Source organism: Embleya sp. NPDC005971 (genome assembly GCF_040629175.1).
GTDB lineage: Bacteria > Actinomycetota > Actinomycetes > Streptomycetales > Streptomycetaceae > Embleya.
This window is the reverse complement of the sequence record NZ_JBEXUX010000033.1, coordinates 71,520-92,345: the sequence shown is the minus strand read 5'-3', so window position 1 is coordinate 92,345 and position 20,826 is coordinate 71,520. Positions and strand designations below refer to the sequence as shown.

Annotated in this window: 13 protein-coding genes and 3 pseudogenes; 4 read left to right on the top strand and 12 right to left on the bottom strand. The window is 71.1% G+C overall.

Annotated features, from left to right (window positions below):
• The first annotated feature begins 487 nt into the window (after positions 1 to 487).
• The 3 genes from ABZ374_RS26975 to ABZ374_RS26965 all read left to right on the top strand — a co-directional run bounded on the left by ABZ374_RS26975 (position 488) and on the right by ABZ374_RS26965 (position 4,415).
• Positions 488 to 1,690, top strand: coding sequence for an FAD/NAD(P)-binding oxidoreductase (locus ABZ374_RS26975; RefSeq protein WP_360315456.1), 1,203 nt, complete (start codon positions 488 to 490; stop codon positions 1,688 to 1,690).
• Positions 1,691 to 1,797: 107 nt separating this feature from the next.
• The gene (locus tag ABZ374_RS26970; RefSeq protein WP_360315412.1) at positions 1,798 to 3,195 is read left to right on the top strand and encodes an MBL fold metallo-hydrolase; all 1,398 of its coding nucleotides are present in this window, start codon (positions 1,798 to 1,800) and stop codon (positions 3,193 to 3,195) included.
• 407 nt (positions 3,196 to 3,602) lie between these two features.
• Positions 3,603 to 4,415 (top strand): GntR family transcriptional regulator, encoded by an 813-nt coding sequence (locus tag ABZ374_RS26965; RefSeq protein ID WP_360315410.1) that lies wholly within the window; start codon positions 3,603 to 3,605, stop codon positions 4,413 to 4,415.
• Between the two features lie 473 nt (positions 4,416 to 4,888).
• Here the strand turns inward: ABZ374_RS26965 and ABZ374_RS26960 are convergent, their stop codons facing one another.
• The 8 genes and pseudogenes from ABZ374_RS26960 to ABZ374_RS26925 form a co-directional block, all read right to left on the bottom strand.
• Positions 4,889 to 6,004 (bottom strand): SGNH/GDSL hydrolase family protein, encoded by a 1,116-nt coding sequence (locus ABZ374_RS26960; RefSeq protein WP_360315408.1) that lies wholly within the window; start codon positions 6,002 to 6,004, stop codon positions 4,889 to 4,891.
• 962 nt (positions 6,005 to 6,966) lie between these two features.
• The gene (locus ABZ374_RS26955) at positions 6,967 to 9,279 is read right to left on the bottom strand and encodes an FtsX-like permease family protein (RefSeq protein WP_360315406.1); all 2,313 of its coding nucleotides are present in this window, start codon (positions 9,277 to 9,279) and stop codon (positions 6,967 to 6,969) included.
• Positions 9,276 to 9,979 (bottom strand): annotated as a pseudogene (locus ABZ374_RS26950) (ABC transporter ATP-binding protein). The gene ABZ374_RS26955 and the pseudogene ABZ374_RS26950 overlap by 4 nt, the downstream one beginning before the upstream one ends.
• Positions 9,976 to 10,125 (bottom strand): hypothetical protein, encoded by a 150-nt coding sequence (locus ABZ374_RS26945; protein WP_360315404.1) that lies wholly within the window; start codon positions 10,123 to 10,125, stop codon positions 9,976 to 9,978. The pseudogene ABZ374_RS26950 and the gene ABZ374_RS26945 overlap by 4 nt, the downstream one beginning before the upstream one ends.
• 192 nt (positions 10,126 to 10,317) lie before the next feature.
• Positions 10,318 to 10,377: pseudogene (locus ABZ374_RS26940) on the bottom strand (hypothetical protein); the annotation flags it as partial.
• A 268-nt stretch (positions 10,378 to 10,645) separates the two neighbouring features.
• Positions 10,646 to 10,941: pseudogene (locus ABZ374_RS26935) on the bottom strand (leucine zipper domain-containing protein); the annotation flags it as partial.
• 137 nt (positions 10,942 to 11,078) lie between these two features.
• Positions 11,079 to 11,645 carry a dihydrofolate reductase family protein gene (locus tag ABZ374_RS26930; RefSeq protein WP_360315402.1) on the bottom strand — a complete coding sequence of 189 codons (567 nt, stop codon included), beginning with the start codon at positions 11,643 to 11,645 and terminating at the stop codon, positions 11,079 to 11,081.
• A 129-nt stretch (positions 11,646 to 11,774) separates the two neighbouring features.
• Entirely contained in the window at positions 11,775 to 11,903 is a 129-nt protein-coding gene (locus ABZ374_RS26925) for a hypothetical protein (RefSeq protein WP_360315400.1), read from the bottom strand.
• Between the two features lie 629 nt (positions 11,904 to 12,532).
• On the opposite strand from ABZ374_RS26925, the gene ABZ374_RS26920 reads away from it, so the two are divergent.
• On the top strand, positions 12,533 to 16,822 hold the full coding sequence (locus ABZ374_RS26920) for a bifunctional nitrate reductase/sulfite reductase flavoprotein subunit alpha (RefSeq protein ID WP_360315398.1): 4,290 nt from the start codon (positions 12,533 to 12,535) through the stop codon (positions 16,820 to 16,822).
• An 844-nt stretch (positions 16,823 to 17,666) separates the two neighbouring features.
• On the opposite strand, the gene ABZ374_RS26915 is transcribed toward ABZ374_RS26920, so the two are convergent.
• The 4 genes from ABZ374_RS26915 to ABZ374_RS26900 form a co-directional block, all read right to left on the bottom strand.
• Positions 17,667 to 18,092, bottom strand: coding sequence for an OsmC family protein (locus tag ABZ374_RS26915; protein WP_360315396.1), 426 nt, complete (start codon positions 18,090 to 18,092; stop codon positions 17,667 to 17,669).
• 259 nt (positions 18,093 to 18,351) lie between these two features.
• Entirely contained in the window at positions 18,352 to 18,849 is a 498-nt protein-coding gene (locus ABZ374_RS26910; protein WP_360315394.1) for a hypothetical protein, read from the bottom strand.
• Positions 18,850 to 19,055: 206 nt separating this feature from the next.
• Complete coding sequence (locus ABZ374_RS26905; RefSeq protein WP_360315392.1) at positions 19,056 to 19,988, bottom strand: hypothetical protein; 933 nt, start codon at positions 19,986 to 19,988, stop codon at positions 19,056 to 19,058.
• A 113-nt stretch (positions 19,989 to 20,101) separates the two neighbouring features.
• Positions 20,102 to 20,545 carry a pyridoxamine 5'-phosphate oxidase family protein gene (locus tag ABZ374_RS26900; RefSeq protein ID WP_360315390.1) on the bottom strand — a complete coding sequence of 148 codons (444 nt, stop codon included), beginning with the start codon at positions 20,543 to 20,545 and terminating at the stop codon, positions 20,102 to 20,104.
• Between the last annotated feature and the right edge of the window lie 281 nt (positions 20,546 to 20,826).

Genomic DNA, 20,826 nt, shown 5'->3' with positions numbered 1-20,826 from the left:
CGCCGGGTGCACGGCTGCTCGGCGAAGGCGCCGGCCTCCTCGAATGCGCCCGGCGACCGGACGTGTCCCGTGCGGGCGGGCAGGGCCGAGTGCACGGGGCGGCCGCCCCGCAGGCGCAGGTCCGGGACGAACGGGCCCTTCCCGGAGTCCGGTTCGTGGTGTGGGCGCGGTGACGTGCTCGAATGGCGCGCGTTCGAGGGGCGATTGCCGGTGGCCGGTTCGCCGGACGGGAGCCGAGCACCATGGCCGAGGCGCGGTGGCCGAGGCGTTGCCGCCGGCGCGAGTCTTGCGAAGCGCACGCACGTGGGGCCGCGTTGCCGGGCGTCCCGGCCGGGTTGCGTTCCGCCGGATCAGGCGCCGACCCGTCGGACCGACTCGGATGCTCCGACCCGACCGGATAGAAATGTACGCACATTTTCTTGCGCAAGACCGTAGGTCTTGTCCATATTAAATGTCTGCACATTTGATCCCTGTCCTGGAGGTCGTGATGGTGTCGGCGCAACGTCATCGGACAGTGATCATCGGGGGAGGGAGCGCCGGCATCACCGTGGCGGCACGGCTGCGCCGCTCCGGCGAGCGCGATGTCGCGATCATCGATCCGGCCACCCGGCACTACTACCAACCCTTATGGACCCTGGTGGGCGGCGGACTTGCGACGATCGGGGAGAGTGCCCGCCCGCAGGCGTCCGTGGTGCCTCGAGGAGTGCGGTCGATCCGTCGGAGCGCGGTCCACATCGATCCGGACGCGCGGGAAGTGACCCTGGACGACGGGGAAATCATCGGCTACCGGTGCCTCGTGGTGTGTCCCGGGATCCAACTCGACTGGTCGAGAATCCCCGGACTGGAGGCCACGCTCGGCGTCGAGGGCGTCTCCAGCAACTATCTGCCCGAAACGGCACCGGCGACATGGCGCTTCATCCGGGACACCCGGTCGGGAACCGCCGTGTTCGGCATGCCGTCGGGGCCCATCAAGTGCGGCGGCGCGCCCCAGAAAATCGCCTACCTGGCCGCCGACCATTGGCGCCGCGAAGGCGTCCTGGGCGACATCGACGTGCACCTGGTGCTCCCGACACCCACCATGTTCGCGGTCCCGGAGTTCTCGCGTGTCCTGGATCGGGTCGTTCGGCGATACGGCATCACCGTGCACTTCGACAGCGAGGTGAGCGAGGTCCGTTCCGAGTCCAAGGAAGTCGTGGTCACCCACAACGGCACCCGGGCATCCACCACGCTGCCCTACACCATGGCGCACCTGGTACCTCCCCAGAGCGCGCCCGACTGGATCAAGCAGGGTCCCCTGGCCGACCCCGAGAATCCCGCGGGCTACGTCCTCGTCGACCAGTGGACCATGCAACACCCGTGCTACCCCGACGTCTTCGCACTGGGCGACGTCGGCTCGTCACCGAATTCCAAGACCGGCGCCGCCGTGCGCAAACAGGCCCCGGTCGTCGTGCGAAACCTCATCGCGCGCCTGAACGGTCTCGCGTCACCGGCCCGCTACGACGGATACGCGTCCTGCCCGCTGACGACGGCGCGAGGCAAGATGCTCCTCGCCGAGTTCGACTACTCGATGAAGCCCGCCCCTTCGATCCCGTTGATCGACACGACCAGGGAACGCACCGACATGTGGTACCTCAAGCGCTACGGACTGCCGTTCCTGTACTGGAACCTGATGCTTCGCGGGCGTGCCTAGCCACATCACGACCGCCACTTCGAGGCCGCCGCCGAGCCGCGCCCGCGCCCGCGCCCGCCGCACCGCACCCGAAGAAGCCACCCATCCGACCCGGCCGGAGCTCCTCAATGGAACGCGTCGATACGCTCGTTTTCAAGCAGTACTACCTGGATTGCCTTTCCCACGCCTCGTATCTCGTCGGCGACAGCGGATCGGGACGCGCGGTCGTGGTCGATCCCCGACGCGACGTGGGCGAGTACATCGCCGACGCCGCACGACTGAACCTGAACATCGAGCGGGTCGTCGAAACCCACGTGCACGCCGACTTCCTGTCCGGACACCTCGAACTCGCCGCCCGGACCCAGGCGCGGATCTCCTACGGCTCCGCAGTCGTGGTCGACTTCGCCGTCGATCCGCTGCCCGACGGCGGGAAACTCCCGCTCGGTGATGTCGAACTCGAGATCCTGCACACTCCCGGGCACACCCCCGAGTCGATCTGCGTGGTCGTGCGAGCCCACGCGGACGACCGGGTGCCCTTCGGCGTGCTGACAGGGGACACAGTGTTCGTCGGCGACGTGGGACGTCCCGATCTGGCCGCCGGCGCGGGCTGGTCGGCGGAGAGATCGGCACGGGCCCTGTACCGTTCCACCCGACGCCTGCTGGCCCTCCCGGACGCCACCGGCGTCTACCCCGCGCACGGGAGCGGATCCTCCTGCGGCAGCAACCTGTCCGCCGCGCATCACAGCACCATCGGAGAGCAACGGCACACGAACCACGCACTGGCCGACATGGCCGAGGACGAATTCGTGAATCTGGTGTGCTCCGCGCGGACCCGCGTGCCCCGCTACTTCCCCTTCACGGCCGCGCGCAATCGACAGACGCGGTCGACCCTGGACGAGACCACCCACGTACCCGCCCTGCCCTTCGCCGAGTTTCTGCGCGCCCGATCGACCGGCGGTGTCGTGCTCGACACCCGCGATCCCGACGCGTTCGCCGCCGGACACCTCGCGGCCTCGATCAACATCCCCCTGAGCGGTCGATTCGCCGAACTCGCCGGCGAGATCCTGAGCGCCGACAGCCGCATCCTGCTCGTCTGCGACCCCGGCACCGAACGCGAGGCCCGCAACCGACTGGCCCGGATCGGCTTCGACCGCGTGTCGGGAGCGCTCGCCGCCGGGGCACCCGGCATCGAGCCCGGACACCGCCGGATCGCCGTACGTCATCGCGTCGACGCATTCGTCGCGCTCGACGCGGACACGCGCGTCGTCGACGTCCGCAATCCCGGCGAGGCGCGCACCGACGGCACAATCCCCGGGGCCCACCTGATCCCGCTCCCCGAACTCCTGTCACGAATAAACGAGTTGTCGCCCGACGAGTCCGTCGCCGTCTTCTGTGCGAGCGGCCGCAGGTCCTCCATCGCCGCGTCGATCCTGCGTGCGGCGGGCTTCACGAAGGTGTGCGATCTCCAAGGCGGCTTCGCCTCCTACCGCCGCGAGCACCCCACAGCACGACGGGACTTCCCGTAGGCCGCGCCACAATCGACGTTCCGGCCCCGAGGGGAGCGTCCTGATGCTCGCTCGCGTCCGGCGCCGGATCGGGCTCGCCATCGGTGCACTGGGCGGCGGAGGAGCCCTCGCCGTACGGACTTTCGGGGATCGCCCTTCAGCGGATGTTCGCCGCGCTACTCATCATCGCCCCGCGGCGTTCATGCATGTGGCCGCTCTTCGTGGACCGTTCGGCCCGTTTAGACCGTTTGGAGTTTTTGGATCCTTTGGACCGTTGCCGTGACACCCGTATGCGGGTCGCCGAGCAAGCACTCCGGAGACGTCCACGGGTGCCCCTGCGGAGTTGCCATCGGAAGGCGTGCTTCCGTACTTTCGTGACCTCACACAGGACACGAGCACGGGTCCGTCGCACGTCAGGGGAACCCTCGGTGACATCAACGCAGCCCGCGGGAGCGAATCCCGTCGATCGCGCGAGTGGAGTGCCGCTGTGGGTCCAACTGCGAGCCGACCTGCGCCGTCGCCTGGAGGCCGACCAATTCCGCGACCACTTCCCCGGCGAGCACGCCCTCGCGACCGAATACGGAGTCAGCCGCCACACGGTTCGCGAGGCCCTGCGCCAGTTGCGCGGCGAAGGCGTCGTCACGGCGCACCGGGGACGGGTATCCGCACTCGCGGACACCTCGATGGAACAACAGGTCGGCACGCCGTACAGTCTCTTCGCCTCGGTCGAGGAGATCGGCGCGGTGCAGCGCAGCGTGGTGCGCGTGCTGGATCGGCGCGCCGACGGGGTGGTCGCCGCCCGGCTCGGCCTCGAGGAGTCCACACCGCTGGTGCACTTGGAGCGCCTTCGCCTCGCCGACGAGCGGCCGCTCGCCGTCGATCGGGTATGGCTCCCCGCCGACATCAGCGCCCCCCTGCTGGGGGTCGACTTCACGCACACGGCGCTGTACGCCGAACTGGATCGGCATTGCCGCATCAGGATCACCGGGGGATGGGAACGCATCCGAGCCGTGGTGCCCAACCGTGCCGAGCGCACGATGCTGGAAAGCCCGCCGAACACGGCCCTGTACGCGATCGACCGACTGGGCGTGGCCGCATCGCGCCCGGTCGAGTGGCGTCAGACGTTGGTGCGTGCCGATCGGTTCACGGTGACCGCGGCCTTTTCCGCCGAGGACGGATACCGACTGGGGACGGCCGAGCAAACGGAAGGCCGGATGTCCCCGGCGCTGCCCACGGCGTGAACGCAGCTGCGACGGGGACGGGGACGGGGCCGTCGCCGAGCCGGTGTGGTTGCCTCGTTCCGAGGCGAAGTCGCGGCGACGAGGAGGGAATGCTCTCGCCCGTAGGCGCCATTTCGCGGGGGTTTCCCCGGGTTCGCCGATGCCCGCGGATCGCAGCGTTGTCTCGACGCGACCCAGGCGTGACCAACGGGCAGGGCATCGGTGTGCCTCGGCTGCGTGCCGAGGTCTCGACGGCGTGCAGCGGCGCTCTCCTCGGTGTGGTTCGGGAGTCGCGGGCGTCCGGTCCTCGCGGGATCAGCCGATGGTGCGCAGTACGGCGGTCCTGGGGTGCTCACTCGGGACCTGGATCGCCTTGTTCATCCCGGACTTGGCGGCATCCTCCATGTGCGCGCGGAAGGCATCCGCGCTCTCCCGGACCTGGATGGCGTGGAACGCGGCGGGGTCGTGAAGGTTCTCGTACTCGGTGGAGCCGATCAGGCCCCCGTGTGTCCGGTGTCGGCGGTTTCGTGCGTGGGATGTTCGGTGTCGCCGTGGTCGTCCGTGTTCTCCCGGAGCGCGTGTCGGAGGGCGGGTTCGAGGTGGAGGGCGGTGTGGGTGTGCGCTTTGGCGTTGGGGTGGACCAGGGTGGCGCGTTTGTCGATCTCGGCGCAGTCGAAGGGCAACGCGCCGGGGAACGCGCTCGGCCAGAAGTCGGCAGCGTCGCCGCAGAGTCCTTCGATCCATTTCGTGCCCGGGGGTCGGCAGGCGTCGTGGCCGATGCCGGCGGTGTAGAGGTCGATGTAGTGGTCGTGGTGGTGGGAGGCGACGCGGTGGATGGTTTCGTTGAGTGGCTCGAGCACGTCCTCGCGGAGCCAGTCGACGTCGGCGGGGGTGATCGGGCCGATGTGGGTGAGGTCGGCGCGGTCGCAGTCCGTGCCGTGTTCCGGCAGGAGGGCCGGGTAGCCGATGGTGATCACGCGGGCGTGCGGGGCGGCCTTGTGTACGGCGTCCAGCATGCGTGAGTACTCCCGGTCGAGTCTGGTGAGCATCGTGGCGAGGTTGTCCTGGCCCTGGGGTGGGTTCGTGTAGTGGTCGCGGCAGGACTTGCCGGACAACGCGCGTTGGAGGCAGCCGCCGAAGGGCAGGCCGTTGGCACCGATGCCGATGGTGACGACGTCGGTGCGCTCGTCGAGTCCGGCTCGTCGGATCTGTGGGTCGAGGGCGGGCCATCCGCCGGCGGGGGGATCCACGACGCTGACCGGTGTCTGTCCTGTCGAGGCGATCTCGTCGACGGTGGCGTTGTCGCAGCTGACGTCGGTCAGGCGGACAGGTCTGTCCGGCGGGTTCGCGGCGAGCGCCTTGGCGACGAGATCGGGGTAGGAGCCGGTGGTGCGATCGCATCCGTCCCGGGTGGGGTCACCGAGTGCGGGGCGTGGGCTCCCGATGAACAGGCCCGCGGTGTACGAATCGCCCAGGGCAGCCCATTCGTACCGGTGTTCGGCGATGCCCGAGGCGGTCGAGGGCACGAGTGCGGCTGCGGCCAGTGCGGACAGTCCCGCCGCCAGGATGCGCGCTCGCAGGTGGGATAGGCGGTATTCGGGTTGCCGCATGGGTGCTCCGTGGGAGTGTGCGATGCCCGGTGTCCGGACGTGGCCCCGGGCGAGGGATACCTCGACCGGGATCGTCCCCGCGGACCGGGGACAAAAGTCGGGAAGCGTCGAGGGATTCCCCGGTCGGCGCATTCGGTTCGTCCCTCGTATCGCGTGTGGGCTCCGCCTCGTGGTGCGGAGGAGGAGTCCACGGCCACGGCCACGGCCACGGGCACGGCGGAGCGACGCGCACGCCGGATCCCGAGATCGCCGAGGACACGGGTGGGTGGCGTGGCGTCGACGCGCGGTTCCCGCCCGGAGGCGTCCGGTGCGCAGTTGGTGGTTCCGACGTCCGACCGGCCCCGGCCCGGCTGCGTGAAAGGCCGCTCGCGGGATCGCGGAGGCCCTGTCCCCGATCGTTCCGACGTCGAGTCCGAAACCCTGGAGGTCGGGGACTGCTGCCATGCGCAGGGTGCCCGACAACCTCCGCGCAGGGTGCCCGACGCCCTCGAAGCGGTACGCGACGCGGCTTCCCGGTAGAGCGGCGGGGTGTTCCGTGTTCCTGTCGTCCTTCCGGGGCGGGTTGAGGGTGCGCACCACGGTGCTGTCCCGGGCGAGGGTCCGTTCTGAAGAACGGGCTGTTCAACGCGAAGGTGAGGGCGACGCCCGACGCGGCGGACGCGGGCCTCGACGGTGACGGGTCGCCGGGGCGCGGGAACCGGCGCCGCCGTGCCGTTTCTGTCGTACCGGCCGTCGGCCATCACCGGCAGCCACGAAGATCATCACCGGTCCGGCCGTCGCCCCGCACCCGCCCTCGCGAGACGCGGTCCCGGCCGCGCCGCCCCGCGACCGGTCGCGGGGCACGTGACGGCCGGCTGAAGTACCGCTGCGCCTGTCGTCCTCCGGCCGCAGGTCCTTGGCGATACACCGTGCCGTCGTATGCCTTCCTGTGGGGCGTCGGCACTGGACCCGCCTCCGGGCGGTCACTCCATGCGCAGCCCCTCGGGTCGCATCAGGCGCCACAGGGCGGGCAGGCTCAGCACCGTTACCGCCAGGACTGCGGCGCCGCCCGCGGCGGTCACCGAGGCGACGAATCCCGGGTCCAGGTGCGGGCGTTCGCCGAACACCGCGAGCAACAGCCACCCGAGCCCGACGCCCCCGGCCAGCGCGAGAGCCAGCCCCAGCACCATCGGCACCGCGGCCTGGGCCAACAGCGACAGCGCCATGACGCGGCGCGGGGTCCCGAGCGCGGCCATCGCGGCCAGCGGCCGCCGCCGTTCCCGCATCTGCTCCAGCGACGACACGAGCATGCCGGCGGCAACCAGGCCCAGCGTCAGCACTGCCCCGGCAAGGAGCCCGCGGCGGATGTTGGTGTACATGCGGTCCTGGGTGGTCGCGGTCAACGTGAGTATCGAGGCCCCCGGGTCGATCCGGGTCGCCGCGTTGCGCACCCGGTCGGCGGCGTCGTCGCGGTTCGGGTCCAGGCGCACGAAGGTGATCTGCCGTCCCGCCGCCGACCGGCCTGCGGCCCGCAGCGCCTCCGGTGTCAGGAACAGCCCGTATCGCGACTGGTTCATCGGGTCGGTCACGATGGCGACGTCGGTGGCCGACTTCGGCACGGTCCAGGCCATCGGGCCGTCGTGACCGGTCATGGTCAGCTCCACCACGCTGCCCGGCCCAATCCGCGCTCCCCCGTTCGGCGACGCCACGGTGAACACGTCACCCGGCGCGCACGCGCCCACGGCGGCAAGTTCGCGAAGTGCCGTGCAGGTGCCGACGACCAGTGGTATCAGGCTGCTCTCGGCCGACCCGCGTACCTGCGTGGACGTTTCGGTGAACGTGAATGCGGAGCGTACGCCGGCGGTCGTGGCGAGCGCGGTCGCACCGGCCGGATCACCCTTCGTGTTCACGAACAGGTCGGCGCGGTCCGGGTCTTGGCCGGTTTGCGTGGTGAAGCCACCGGCGAGGCCGGCGAGCAGCATCTGCACCGCAATGGCGCCGGCCACCGCGACGGTCACGCCGCCGACCAGCCGCATCGAGCCCGACGCGTCGGCGGCCAGTCGGCGCCGGGCCATCAGCCAGGGCAACGGGCCGCGCCTGCCCCGGGCCGCGACCGCGGCCACGCCCCCCGGCAGCAGCGCGGTGAGGCCGACGAGCACGAGTACGATCCCGGCGGCGGCCAGCCACGGCGCCCAGCCCCCGCCGCGCGTGCCGCCGCCGTTCATCAGGGTGAGCAGCAGCACAACGCCGGTGAGACCGGGCACGATCCGCCACCCGCGCCGCGGCGGGCGCGGGGCCCGGCGGACCACTCCCAGGGGCTCGATCACGATCCTACGCAGGCCCGCCCAGGTCGCCGACACCGATATCAGGGGTAGAGCCGCCACGACCAGTGCCGCGAGCACAGGGCTGGGCCGCACATCTGCGGGGAACACGCTCAGCCGCCACAGTTCCACCGAGCCGATCACCTGGCGGCCCAGTAAAAACAGGACCAGGCCTGCGGTCAGGCCGCCTGCCGCTGCCGCGAGGGCCTCCCCGGCCGCAATCCATCTGGTGGTGGACAGGTCGGCGCCGACCAGGCGCAGGGCCGCGAGCCGCCGCTCGCGCGCGTCCGCGCCGAATCGCGACGCGACCGCCACGAACACGGCCACCGGTGTCAGCAGCACCACCAGGGTGGTCACCGAGAGCAGCGTCAGCAACGGGCCGAGCCTCGCGGCTGCCTGTGGCGTGCCGAAGCCGTCGACGCGTGAGCCGTCTTCGACGGTCAGCGTGGCGCTGCCCGCGTAGTAGGAGAGGTCGGCCGGGCCGATCAGCCCGTCGTCGCCGATGGTCGCCACCACGCGGTACGGCAGGCGCTCGCGCAACAGCGCGCCGGCGGGCCGTTCCAGCAGCCGCGCCAGCGCGGGAGAGGCGGTCATCTCACCCGGTCCGGGCAGCGCCCGCAGCCCCGGCGGCACCGGTGGCCGCGCCCCTTCGGCCCGCACCAGCCGGCCGCGTACGTCCCGGTCGCGGTATTCGGTGTTGGCGTAGGCGATCACGAGAGTGTTCTCGCCCGGGATGGTGAGCCGGCTGCTCGCGATTTCCACGATCGCCGCGCCACGCCGCTCGCGAGCTTCCAGCATGCCGGGCAGTGCGGACGCCAGCAGGAGTAACGAGGTTCCGAGTCCGATGCCGACAACCATCAGCAGCGTCCGGGTCCACGACGCGCGGGTGACGGCGAAACGCGCGCCCATCACGGTCGCGCGAGCCCGCCCGAAGGCCGCGCCCGAGTGGGCGGTGGGGGAGATCCGGTGGCTCATGGACGCGCCGCCGGGGCACGGCGTAGGGCGGGTGTGCGCCCGTCGCACACGACCACCTCACGGTCGACGCACCCGGCCACCCGGGTCTCGTGGGTGACCAACACCGCCGCCGCACCGCCCTCCCGGGCAGCCGAGGTCAGCAGATGCATCACACGCTCCCCGGCGACCGAGTCGAGCGCGCCGGTCGGCTCGTCCGCGAACACCACACGTGGCCCGGGAGCCGGCGCGCGGGCCACCGCGACCCGCTGCGCCCGGCCGCCGGACACCTCCCGGGGTGCCTGCCGGCGAGTTCGGCGACCTCCAGCCGCTCCGGCCACTCGCGGCCGCGTGCGTTCGCCTCGCGGCGCGGCACGCCGTTCAGGCGCAGCGGCAGCGCGACGTTCTCCCCGCAGGTCGGTTCGGGCACGAGCTGCCCGAACCGGAACACGAATCCGAAGTCGGACCGGCGCAGGGCGCTGCGGCCCCGATCGGACATCGTGGATAACTCCTGCCCGGCGTACCTGACCGATCCGGCGTCGGGTGCGACGATCGCAGCCAGGCAGTGCAGCAGCGTCGACTTGCCCGATCCGGACGGGCCCATCACGGCGACGACCTCGCCGGCGCATATCTCGATCGAGGCGCCGTTGAGCGCGGGTGTGGCGCCGTACGTCTTGCGCAGGCCCGTTGCGGCCGGCAGGGCCCCGGGCCCGGTGTCGTTCACGCCGGGGCCTCTGCAGCGAGACGGTCGAGCGTGGTTCGGGTTGGTTCGAGCCAGCGGATGTCGGCCTCCAGGTGGGACGGTGAGTGGTTGCGGACGAGCCGGTGGGCGATGCCGCTCAGGTGCTCGCGCGTGGTCTGCTCGTGCATCGGCCGCAGGCGCCCGGCGCGCAGCCCGGCCGTGTCGCGACCGGGGAGCAGGGCGAGGACGACCTCGGTGTACGAGGTGTTGTGGAGGTACGGCTCCGGCTTCTCGGGCCGAAGGGGCCACTCCTCGACGCCGGTGACCGCGTAGCGTTTGCGCTCGGGGCCGGTGTCGGGCTTCGGCGCGTCGACCTCGACGAGGCCGTTTCGCCGCAGGCGGGACAGCGTCGCGTAGACCTGCGCGTACGGGATTGGATGGCTGCTTCCTAAACGCTTGTCGAATGTGCGCTTGAGGTTGTAGCCGTGGCGGGGCCTTGTTCGAGAAGTCTCGGAAAGGTGCGGCCGATGGACATGGCGTGACTATACATTCGATGTATACGTCGAGGGCGTACTCGTCGTCGGCCGGCGGCGGAGAGGCACGCAGGGTGTGCCTCCTCCATGCAGGTCAGGGTGCGGTGTTCCGACCTGTGGCCCAGGACCGGTTGAGAATGTCTGCTGTGTCTTGTGACCTGGGGTTTTGGTGTGCCAGGCCGAGGAGGTACACGATCCGGGCGGGTTGCCGGCGGCGCAGGAGATGGACCTTCACGATTCGGCGCTCGGTGCGGGTGGGGGTCCGGCGCAGGCTGTGGTGCGGCCGGGAGGAGCGGTCGACCATCCCGGCTTCGCCCGATTCACGGCAGCGGGCGGCTGATCGGGCGGCGGCGGTGGTCACCGATACCTGGAAGCGTTCCGCAGCCCGTTGAAGGGCCATCGATCGTCGACGACGCAACGGGCCGGATGTAGGCGTCCGGTTTCGGTCAGGAGTGCATGACGGTGGGGCACGAGGGCCTTTCGTCGGTCGGCGCAGATGTCGCAATCCACACCGAACCCGAAAGGCCCTCACTCGTTCAAGATCAACCCGCCATGCGATCCGTCACGAACCTCCGTGGGCAGTACACCTGGCGCGTGGGTGCTGCTGCTCAGCGCCTCGTCTCGTACCTGGTCAGGACCACGCCGCCGGGAAACGTCCGCGTCTCCACCAGGTTCAGGTTCACCCAGCTGTCCAGCGCGGTGAAGAACGGCGTGCCGCCGCCCACCAGGACCGGATGGGCGGCGATCGCGTACTCGTCGATCAGCCCGGCGCGCATGGCCGCCCCGGCGAGCGTTGCGCCGCCGATGTTCATCGGGCCGCCGTCCTCGGCCTTGAGCCGGGTGATCTCGGCGATCGCGTCGCCGGTGACCAGGCGGGTGTTCCAGTCGACCCTGTCGATCGTCGAGGAGAACACCACCTTCGGCGTGTCCCGCCAGTTCCGCGCGAACTCGATTTCCGCCGGGGTGGCGTCGGGCTGCTGGTCGCCGGTCGGCCAGTAGGAACTCATCGTCTCCCACAGCTTGCGCCCATACAGCGACAGGCCACTCTCCCGCTCGTGGTCGAGCCACCACTGGAACAGCTCGTCGCCCGGAGGTCCGCCCCAGCCGATGTCGTCGCCGGCCGCGGCGATGTAGCCGTCCAGGGTCAGGTTCATGCCGTAGATCAGTTTTCGCATGGCTCAGCCTTCCGTCCGTGGGTGTCCGGCGTATTGACCGGCGCGGCGCGGGAAACTCATCGGTGCGCGATCCGGGTTCGCCGGCCCTCGTGCTCGGGGCCCAGCGTGCGATGGCCTTGAGCGGGATCCTCAGGTCGCTGTGGGCGGTGTGTGCCGGTGCCGCGCCGCGAGGTACCTGCGGCGCCGGTCACGCCGTTCGCGGGCGATGACCCGTAGCTTGACGAAGTCGGCGAGCAGGGCGGCATCGCGCTCGGTCATGAACCGCGCGAGGAACCGCTCTTCGTCCTCCTCGGATTCCTTGCCCCGCCGCCTTCGGAGTCTTCCTCGGCCGGCTCGCCGGCTGGGTCCCGGACATGCTCACCACCCCTCGTACCCAGCGGCAGCGGCGTCAGGCTCACGGCCCCCACGGACACGGACGCCAAGGGGGACGAGGCACCCGGAACGCAGGACGGTGAACGGTCCCTGAGCATCCGGCGAAATCGGGCGCGCCCGCTTGCACGGCCGTCGCCACCGGTGTGTGTCACGGGTGCCCGATGGTGGTGATCACGCCGCTCGGTCGGCGCGGGCGCCTGCCCTGCTGCGCGGCCGGGCCGACTCCTACGAGACTGGCCTGGCCGAGACCGGCCCGGCCGACGATGTGGCGGTGGGCGTGGACGGTGGTCCGGGGGTGACCGGCGACCTGGCGCGAGAGGGTCGTCGGGCGTCCGCCTGTCCTGTCGTTCGTGTCGGTCGCCTCGGTGGGCTGCGGCCCTCACAGCCCGGGCCGGCATCGGGTGCGGTGGGTGTTACATGGTCGTGGCGTTGCCGGTCATGCCGGGGAAACAGGGCCTTTCTAGGTTGGCGGGGACGGGATCGACCCGCGCTGCTGGTCTGGAGGGGGCGTTCCTGTGGCGGAGCAGAAGGCTGTGGCGGGGCGGGTGCGGACGGTCTGTTCGTACTGCGGGGTCGGCTGCGGGATCGTGCTGGACATCGCCAAGGGTGCCGACGGGCGGCGGATGGTCGCCAAGTCCTCCGGTGACAAGGAGCATCCGGCCAACGGCGGACGGCTGTGCACCAAGGGTGCGACGCACGCGGACCTGTTGGCCGCGCCGGGGCGGTTGGCGACCGCGCGGGTCCGTCCCGAGCGGGGTGCCGAGCCGGTGGCCCTGGACGTGGATGCGGCGATCACGCAGGCTGCCGGGCGGCTGCGGGCGATTCTCGACGAGCACGGGCCGGACGCTCTGGCGCTGTACGTGTCGGGCCAGATGTCGTTGGAGGCGCAGTACCTGGCCAACAAGCTGGCCAAGGGTTTCCTGCGCACCAACCGGATCGAGTCGAACTCCCGGCTGTGCATGGCGAGCGCCGGCACCGGCTACAAGCTCTCCCTGGGCGCGGACGGGCCGCCCGGTTCGTACCAGGACTTCGAGAAGGCGGACGCGTTCTTCGTCATCGGCGCCAACATGGCCGACTGCCACCCGATCCTCTTCCTGCGGATGATGGACCGCGTCAAGTCCGCGGGCGCCAAGCTGATCGTGGTCGACCCGAGGCGCAACGCCACCGCGGACAGGGCCGACCTGTTTCTGCAGATCAAGCCCGGCACCGACCTGGCGTTGCTCAATGGCCTGCTGCACCTGCTGGTCGAAGGCGGCTGGACCGACCCGGCGTTCATCGCCGAGTACACCGAGGGTTGGGAGGAGATGCCCGGTTTCCTCGCGGATTACCCGCCCGCGAAGGTCGCCGAGGTCACCGGGATACCGGAGGACGACATCCGTCGGGCGGCTCGGTGGATCGGCGAGGCCGGGGAGTGGATGAGCTGCTGGACCATGGGCCTCAACCAGTCCACCCACGGCACCTGGAACACCAACGCCCTGGTCAACCTCCACCTCGCCACCGGCGCGATCTGCCGCCCCGGCAGCGGCCCCTTCTCCCTCACCGGCCAGCCCAACGCCATGGGCGGGCGCGAGATGGGCTACATGGGCCCGGGCCTGCCCGGGCAGCGAAGCGTCCTGGTCGAGGAGGACCGCCTCTTCATCGAGGACCTGTGGGGTGTGCCGGAGGGCACGCTGCGCACGGAGGTCGGCAAGGGCACGATCGAGATGTTCGAGCGCATGGCGGCCGGTGACATCAAGGCGTGCTGGGTCGTCTGCACCAACCCGGTGGCCTCGGTGGCCAATCGGCGTACCGTGATCGAGGCGCTGGAGAAGGCCGAACTGGTCATCACCCAGGACGTGTTCACCGAGACCGAGACCAACGCGTACGCCGACATCGTGCTGCCCGCCACGCTATGGGCGGAGTCCGACGGGGTGATGATCAACTCCGAGCGGAACCTCACCCTCGTCCAGGGGGCGGTCGACCCGCCGGGGCAGGCGCTGCCGGACTGGCAGCTCATTGCCCGGGTCGGGTGCGAGATGGGCTTCGCCGACGCGTTCACGTACGCCTCCGCCGAGGAGGTCTTCGACGAGCTGCGGCGGGCGTGGAACCCGAAGACCGGCTGGGACCTGCGCGGCGTCACCTACGAGCGGCTGCGCAGCACGCCGGTGCAGTGGCCCGCGCCGACGGTGGACGGTCCGGACCGCAACCCGATCCGCTACCTGAACGACGGTGTCAGCCAGACCCTGGTCGAGCGCCCGGACGGGAGCCGGCCCCGCCTGGCGTTCCCGACCGCGTCCGGGCGGGCCTCCTTTTTCGCCCGTCCGCACCTGCCTGCCTCCGAACTCCCGGACGACGAGTACCCGTTCGTGCTCAACACCGGACGTCTGCAGCACCAGTGGCACACCCTGACCAAGACCGGGAGGGTGGCCAAACTCAACAAGCTCAACCCCGGACCCTTCGTCGAACTGCACCCGCAGGACGCCACCGCGCTGGACATCGTGGCCGGCGACGGCGTGGAGGTGGCCTCGCGGCGCGGGCGGGCGGTGCTGCCGGCGGTGGTCACCGACCGGGTCCGGCCCGGCAACTGCTTCGCGCCGTTCCACTGGAACGACCTGTTCGGCGAGTACCTCAGCGTCAACGCGGTCACCAACGACGCCGTCGACCCGATCTCCTTCCAGCCCGAGTTCAAGGTCTGCGCGGTGACCCTCACCAGGACCAAGGCGCCGGTGCCCGTCCTCGGCCCGGTTTCCGCGACGGCAGGACCGGCGCCGGCTCCCGCGCCCGTCGCCGCTACCCCCGTCGCTGCCACCTCCGCCTCCGCCCCCGCCGCCGCCGAGCAAGGTGCCGTCACGACTCTGGTGCGTATGGAAACGAGTCCGGCCGTCTCGCCCGTCTCCGGCATCGCGGGCCTGTTCGGCCTGGCCGACCTGAGCGCCCCGGCCCTCGCCGATCACGAGCGCCGGTACCTGGCCGGTTTCCTCGCGGGGGTAGCCGCCGCACCGCCCGGCACGGCCGTGCCGACGCTCCCCGCCAGTGCCCCGTTCGAGGCGTCGAACCTCCTGTGGGTCGACGGCGTCCTGGCCGGTACGTTCTCCCGGACGCCGGTGCCGGTGCCGGGGTTGCCCGCGGCCCCGGGGCTGCCGGCGGCGCAGCCGACGGAGCCGACGTCGCCCGCTGCCGCGAGTGAGCCGACGCGGCGGGTCGTGGTGTTGTGGGCCTCCCAGACCGGCAATGCCGAGGACTTCGCCGGCACCATCGGCGGGCGCCTGGCCGACTCAGGCCGTCCGATGACCCTCCACAGCATGGCGGACCTCGGTCCTGCCGCGCTGTCGCCCGGCACGGACCTGCTGGTGATCACCAGCACGTTCGGCGAGGGAGAAGCGCCGGACAACGGGTCCGATTTCTGGCAGGCCCTCAGCGCTGCCGACGCCGCCCGCTTGGAGGACGTTCGGTACGCGGTGCTGGCTTTCGGCGACTCCGACTACGCCGACTTCTGCGGTCACGGCCGTCGTCTCGACCAGCGCCTCGACGAGCTCGGAGCCGTGCGTCTGCTGCCCCGTGCGGATTGCGAGCCGGACTACGAAGAGCCCGCCGCACGGTGGCTGGACCAGGTGATCGCCGCCCTCGCGACCCCCACCGAGCCGAGCGCGGCTCCTGCGGTCGCAGCTCCTGTTGTGCCAACGGAAGGCGCTGCGAGCACGGTGCGGCCGAGCAAGGCCGCCCCGTACGCCGCCCGGCTGTCCGGCAACCGGCTGCTCAGCCTGCCCGGCGCGGGCAAGGAGATCCGCCGCTTCACCTTCGACCTCGGTGACAGCGGCGTGGAGTACGAGGCAGGCGACGCCCTGGGGATATGGCCGGTCAACTGCCCCGACCTGGTGGCGGAGTGGCTGGCCGCCACCGGTCTGTCCCCGGACGCCGAGGTCCTCCTCCCGGGCTCGGAACCCATGCCGTTCGCCCAGGCGCTCCATCGCCACCTGGACATCACCCGCATCACCCCCGACCTGCTGCGTTTCACCACCGAGCGCACCGGCGACCGCGAACTCAAGCACCTGATCCGCCCGGACAACAAGGACGGCCTCGCGAAGTGGACCTGGGGCCGGCAGGCCGTCGACGTCCTCACCGAGTTCCCCGTCCGGATCGGTGCCCAGGAATGGACCGAACTGCTCAAGCGGCTGCAACCGCGCCTGTACTCGATCTCCTCCAGCCCCCTCGCCAACCCCCGCGAGGTCGGCCTGACCGTCTCCGTACTGCGCTACGACGGCCCATCCGGCCACCCGCGCAAGGGCGTTGCCTCCACCTTCCTCGCCGACGCCGAACCGGGCAGCGAGGTGCCGCTGTACGTCCGGCGCTCCACCCACTTCCGCCCGCCGGCCGACCCCGGCACCCCCGCGATCATGGTCGGCCCCGGCACCGGGATCGCCCCGTTCATGGGCTTCCTGGAACAGCGCCGGGCCCTCGGCCACCACGGCGGCAACTGGCTCTTCTTCGGCGAGCAGCGCAAGGCCACCGACTTCTACTACCGCCACGAACTGGAGGAGTTCCACCGCCACGGCACCCTGAGCCGCCTCGACCTGGCCTTCTCCCGCGACCAGCGCGCCAAGATCTACGTCCAGGACAAGATGCGCGAACACTCCGCCCAGCTGTGGTCCTGGCTCCAGGACGGCGCCCACTTCTACGTCTGCGGCGACGCCGGCCGGATGGCCAAGGACGTCGACCGCGCCCTGCGCGAGATCGCCATGGCCCAGGGCGGCCTGAACGAGGACGAGGCAGCCGCGTACGTCAAGCAGCTCGCCGCCGACAAGCGCTACGGCCGCGACGTGTACTGACCTCGCACGGCCGGGAGCGCACCGTCGGTGTCAAGCCCGGCGCACGGTGCCACCCCGGCGGATCCGGCCGGAGCGCGGGACTCGGGCGTAGACCGGGCGCAGGGTTGTGGTGTCGCGGGGCAGGTCGCTATTTGTTCTTCGAGAGCTCTCGGAGCCGAGGACTGGCACCGGGGCAAGCCGCTGGACCATCTCGCCCCGCGCCCGAGGCGCCCACGGTCTCCTGCAGCATCAGGTACATCCGATGTTCGGTGGCGCCCATCGCCACATGGGCGGCGCTGTCCAGCCGGTCGAAACCCGAACTCGACACGACCGGGGCGGTGTTGTCCCTGCTCGGGGGGATCTACGACCCGGGCGGCATGGGCGCGACGCGGTCGGGATCGGCCCGGCCCCGGGGTTTGAGGCGACGTTCCGCAACAACGCGGCGTCGGGAATGTCGTCATCCGATCCCCACCGCTCCCGACGGACGCCGCGACACCCGCGAGCAGGTCGGCAAGTGCCGGTCCCACCTGACGATGTTGGCGAACGCGGGCGCGGAGGCGGCGGCCCGGACTTGCGTCGCCCTGCGGTGTCCACCGACGCGGGCGGGACGGCCGGGGCGGACCCGTCGGGGACCGGGCGGCGGGACAGGCCCCGATGTCGGTGCGGGTCGCACGGCGCCGTGGGTGACGTGGAACGGCGGCCCGCCGCCAGGCGCGACGAACCGCCCTTGGTGACCCGCAGACGTGTGTGTCGTGTCGGGGCGAAGTCCCCAGGCTCCGTGCGGAGTCGGGTCATCGGGTGGGGCGGCGCCCGCGCGCCTGCGCGGGGCCGGTCGGAGCGGGTGTTCGTTCGGTTCGGATCCGGCTCAGGCGAGGCCGGCCGTGAGGGTGATCGCGACTCCGGTGAGGGCCTGGCTGACGGGGCAGTTGGCCTTGGCGTCTTCGGCGGCCTTGACGAAGGCGGCCTCGTCCAGTCCGGCCACCCGGCCGACGACGGTCAGGTGGATGCCGGTGATGCCGGTGCCCGGCTGGAAGGTGACGTCGGCCTTGGTCTCGAGTTTGGTGGGCGGGGTGCCGGCGCCGGTCAGACCGTGGGAGAGGGCCATGGAGAAGCAGCCGGAGTGGGCGGCGGCGATCAGTTCCTCGGGGCTGGTCTTCCCGTTCGGGGTCTCGGCGCGCGCCGGCCACGACAGGGGGTATTCGCCGATGCCGGAGGAGTCGAAGGTGACGAGGCCCTTCCCATCCGGGAGGTTGCCTTCCCACTCCGTGTGGGCGGTGCGTGTGGTTGCCACGGCGAATCCTTCACTTTCGGGTAACTCGACGATGTTCGGCCCGATTTGCGGGCCTGGTCATCCGACCACATCGCGAGCACGCTCCGCAAAGTCCCGGTTGCACCCATCGGGTGAACCATCCTGCGGCGAGCGAGCCGAGAACGGCCGGCGGGGCGGCGGATGACGGCGTCGCGGGTCCACGTGCGCCGGCGTCGCCTTCCGCAAGCGGCGCCGTGTCGGGCCGGTGGGGGGCGGCGTTCCTGTCAGGCTCCCCGATAGGTCAGGAGTACCAGGACGCCTCCGTTGGGCGTGACCGCCGGGGCACCTCCCGGGCGGGCATGGGCTTGCGTTCGCCATCAGCGAGCAGGATGCTCACCGGATCGCCGCCGAGAGCGCCCGGGAGCGTCACTTCGACCTCGATGCCGAAGGGCGGGTCGGTGGGCAGGATCGCGGTCATCACTTGCGTTTGGACGCGGTGGCCGTGGACGCGGGCGGCGGCGACCTCTTTCCCGTCCACGAGGAGCTCCAGTTCCCGCGTCCTGCCCATCCGCAGGCCCACGGTGACCGAGCAACCGGCGTGCTCGCAGTGAAAGTGATACTCGCGGCTCATGATCGCCTTCCCCGATCGCCGGGCGAAAAGGTCTCTCCACTCCATCGTGGCACCGGGCAGCAGCCGCGTCATCCGTGGATCCGCCCCGTGATCGTCCACGTGCTCGTGGCGTGTCAGGAGGCGGCGATGGGCGGCGTCGTCGACGGCGGTCGTGAGGTCGCGGGACATGCGGGGACTGTCGTCCGGGTGACGGCGGAGACGACCTTGCGGTTCGTGTCGGCGTCGACGGTGATCGTGGTTCGGACGCCGGTCACGTCTTGCTTTGCAAGGGTGGGGTGCGGAACATCCCACACGGGATCACACCGCGACGCCGCACAGGGCGTCGGGTGCCGGTTGCGACTCGGTCCGCGACGGCTGGTGCGGGCCGGATGGGATCAGGCGTACGACCGGTCGAGGTCGATCAGGCGGACGTCGTCGGCGGCGTCGGCTTCGTGGCGAAGGCGGTTGGTGAAGCCTGTGGCGCTGAACCACGCGAGGACGCATCCGGTTGTTTCCAGTCCGCGGCCGGTGAGGACGTCGCGGGCACGAGTCAGGCGTTGGAGGTAAGGCAGCCCGGTTGTGGTTCCCCATTCGACTTCGCCGAGCAGCGCGACCCTGGGACGGGTGGGCGCTGGTGCCGGCCGCGACGATTGCCGCGTCGATCTCGACGGAGGTGCGGGAGGACGGGTCGGTGACCGCTCACGCGCTGACGTGCCCCAGGGGTGCGCCGGCGAGGTCGGCGCCGGGACTGAGAAGGTGGTTGCGGCACACGGCCTCGAAGTGGGGTCGGCGCTGTTCGTGGTGCTGCGCGGCGCGTCCTGCGCGGGTAGGACGCGCGCCGCGTACGACGGGCTGCGCGCGGCTGTTCGGCGCCGACCCGCAGTGGCCACCCTCGTGACCCCGACGAGTCCGGACGCGGTGGGAGTTGTCCTGGATACCGGTGGCAGCAGGTCCGGCGCGGCTTGCGTGTCCCCAGCCGTCAGCGTGAGCCCGAGCGGCGGGAGAAGGTCGGTGGGTTCGCGGCCCGCAGCGCCGAGTTCGGGGTCGTTTGCTGCCGGTCGGCTCGCGGCCGGCGTGGACCGGACGGCGTCCAGGTCGCAGTCCCACCGCGCCGGCCAGTCCTCGCGTCCCGTCGGCGTCGCCTCGAACAGGCGCGCGACCATTTCCGTCGGCCACTCCCCATCGATGTTCGGCTCCGGAGCGCCGGTCTCGTCCTCGTACTGCCCTGCGGAGAACCGGAGTTCCGGCAGGTCGCCCCTGTCCTTGACGGAGTTGTGCCAATGCGTCCAGACGACGTGCTCGCCGTCGATTTCGACCGTCACGTACAACGCGCCACGGCATTCCTCGACGCACCCGGTTCGAGCGAGGCGAACCTCGTGGGGAGTTGCCGTCGTCCGCAACGGCGCGACCGGACCCGCCACCGGATGGCGTGGAGTCGCTCCTATCGGCCCTCGTGCGTCACTCTGAAGTCGAAGGTGTGCCACCATTCCGGCCGCATGTGGATCGTGATGTAGCCGGCAGCGGTCTTTTCCGTCGCGTCGATGTAGTCGGTGGCGCGGTCCGGGCCCATGTATCGGGCGGCCAGGTCGAAGCGCTCCTGCCTCGGGGTCGGTGCGATCCCGGTCACCGGGCCCTCCACCGACACGTACCGGTAGTCGTCGACTTCGGCCACCTGCGCGCACAGCGCGAACCGGCCGGCCTCCTCGATGAGCCGGACCTTGCGCAGGCCGGGGGCCGTGATCACCTTGACGAGTCCGCCCGGCCGGTACTCGTACCAGATCGGGACGGTCAGCGGAGCACGCCCCGCTTCGGCCGTGACGCTCAGGACTCCGACACGCGGCTCTGCGAGGAAGGCATCTCGTTCCTCGTGGGTCATCGGACGCATGACCGTCAGGCTAGCGTCATGTCGGGCTGCCGAGGGAGAGGCAGGCGGGTTCGCCTCGGGTGTGGTCCCGGCGACGCTGCCCTCGGTACTGCCCGCCCCTGCTCTCGGCCCGAGCCGACCGGCACCGCCGTACCGCCGACGCCCCCTCGGTCGCCCGAACGCGAGGCCGACTGAGGCGAAGCAAAGCCGAGGCCGCACCGGCGTGGCGCGGGAGAGCGGCAGCGGCAGGGGAGCACCGTCTCGAACTCGCGTGCGCCCGGCGGACGTCGGAAGACGAGGAG

Coding starts and splice junctions, on each gene's coding strand:
- ABZ374_RS26975 (WP_360315456.1), top strand. CDS start 488: ATGGTGTCGGCGCAACGTCATCGGACAGTGATCATCGGGGGAGGGAGC.
- ABZ374_RS26970 (WP_360315412.1), top strand. CDS start 1,798: ATGGAACGCGTCGATACGCTCGTTTTCAAGCAGTACTACCTGGATTGC.
- ABZ374_RS26960 (WP_360315408.1), bottom strand. CDS start 6,004: ATGCGGCAACCCGAATACCGCCTATCCCACCTGCGAGCGCGCATCCTG.
- ABZ374_RS26955 (WP_360315406.1), bottom strand. CDS start 9,279: ATGAGCCACCGGATCTCCCCCACCGCCCACTCGGGCGCGGCCTTCGGG.
- ABZ374_RS26945 (WP_360315404.1), bottom strand. CDS start 10,125: ATGCACGAGCAGACCACGCGCGAGCACCTGAGCGGCATCGCCCACCGG.
- ABZ374_RS26930 (WP_360315402.1), bottom strand. CDS start 11,645: ATGCGAAAACTGATCTACGGCATGAACCTGACCCTGGACGGCTACATC.
- ABZ374_RS26925 (WP_360315400.1), bottom strand. CDS start 11,903: ATGACCGAGCGCGATGCCGCCCTGCTCGCCGACTTCGTCAAGCTACGG.
- ABZ374_RS26910 (WP_360315394.1), bottom strand. CDS start 18,849: ATGTCCCGCGACCTCACGACCGCCGTCGACGACGCCGCCCATCGCCGC.
- ABZ374_RS26900 (WP_360315390.1), bottom strand. CDS start 20,545: ATGCGTCCGATGACCCACGAGGAACGAGATGCCTTCCTCGCAGAGCCG.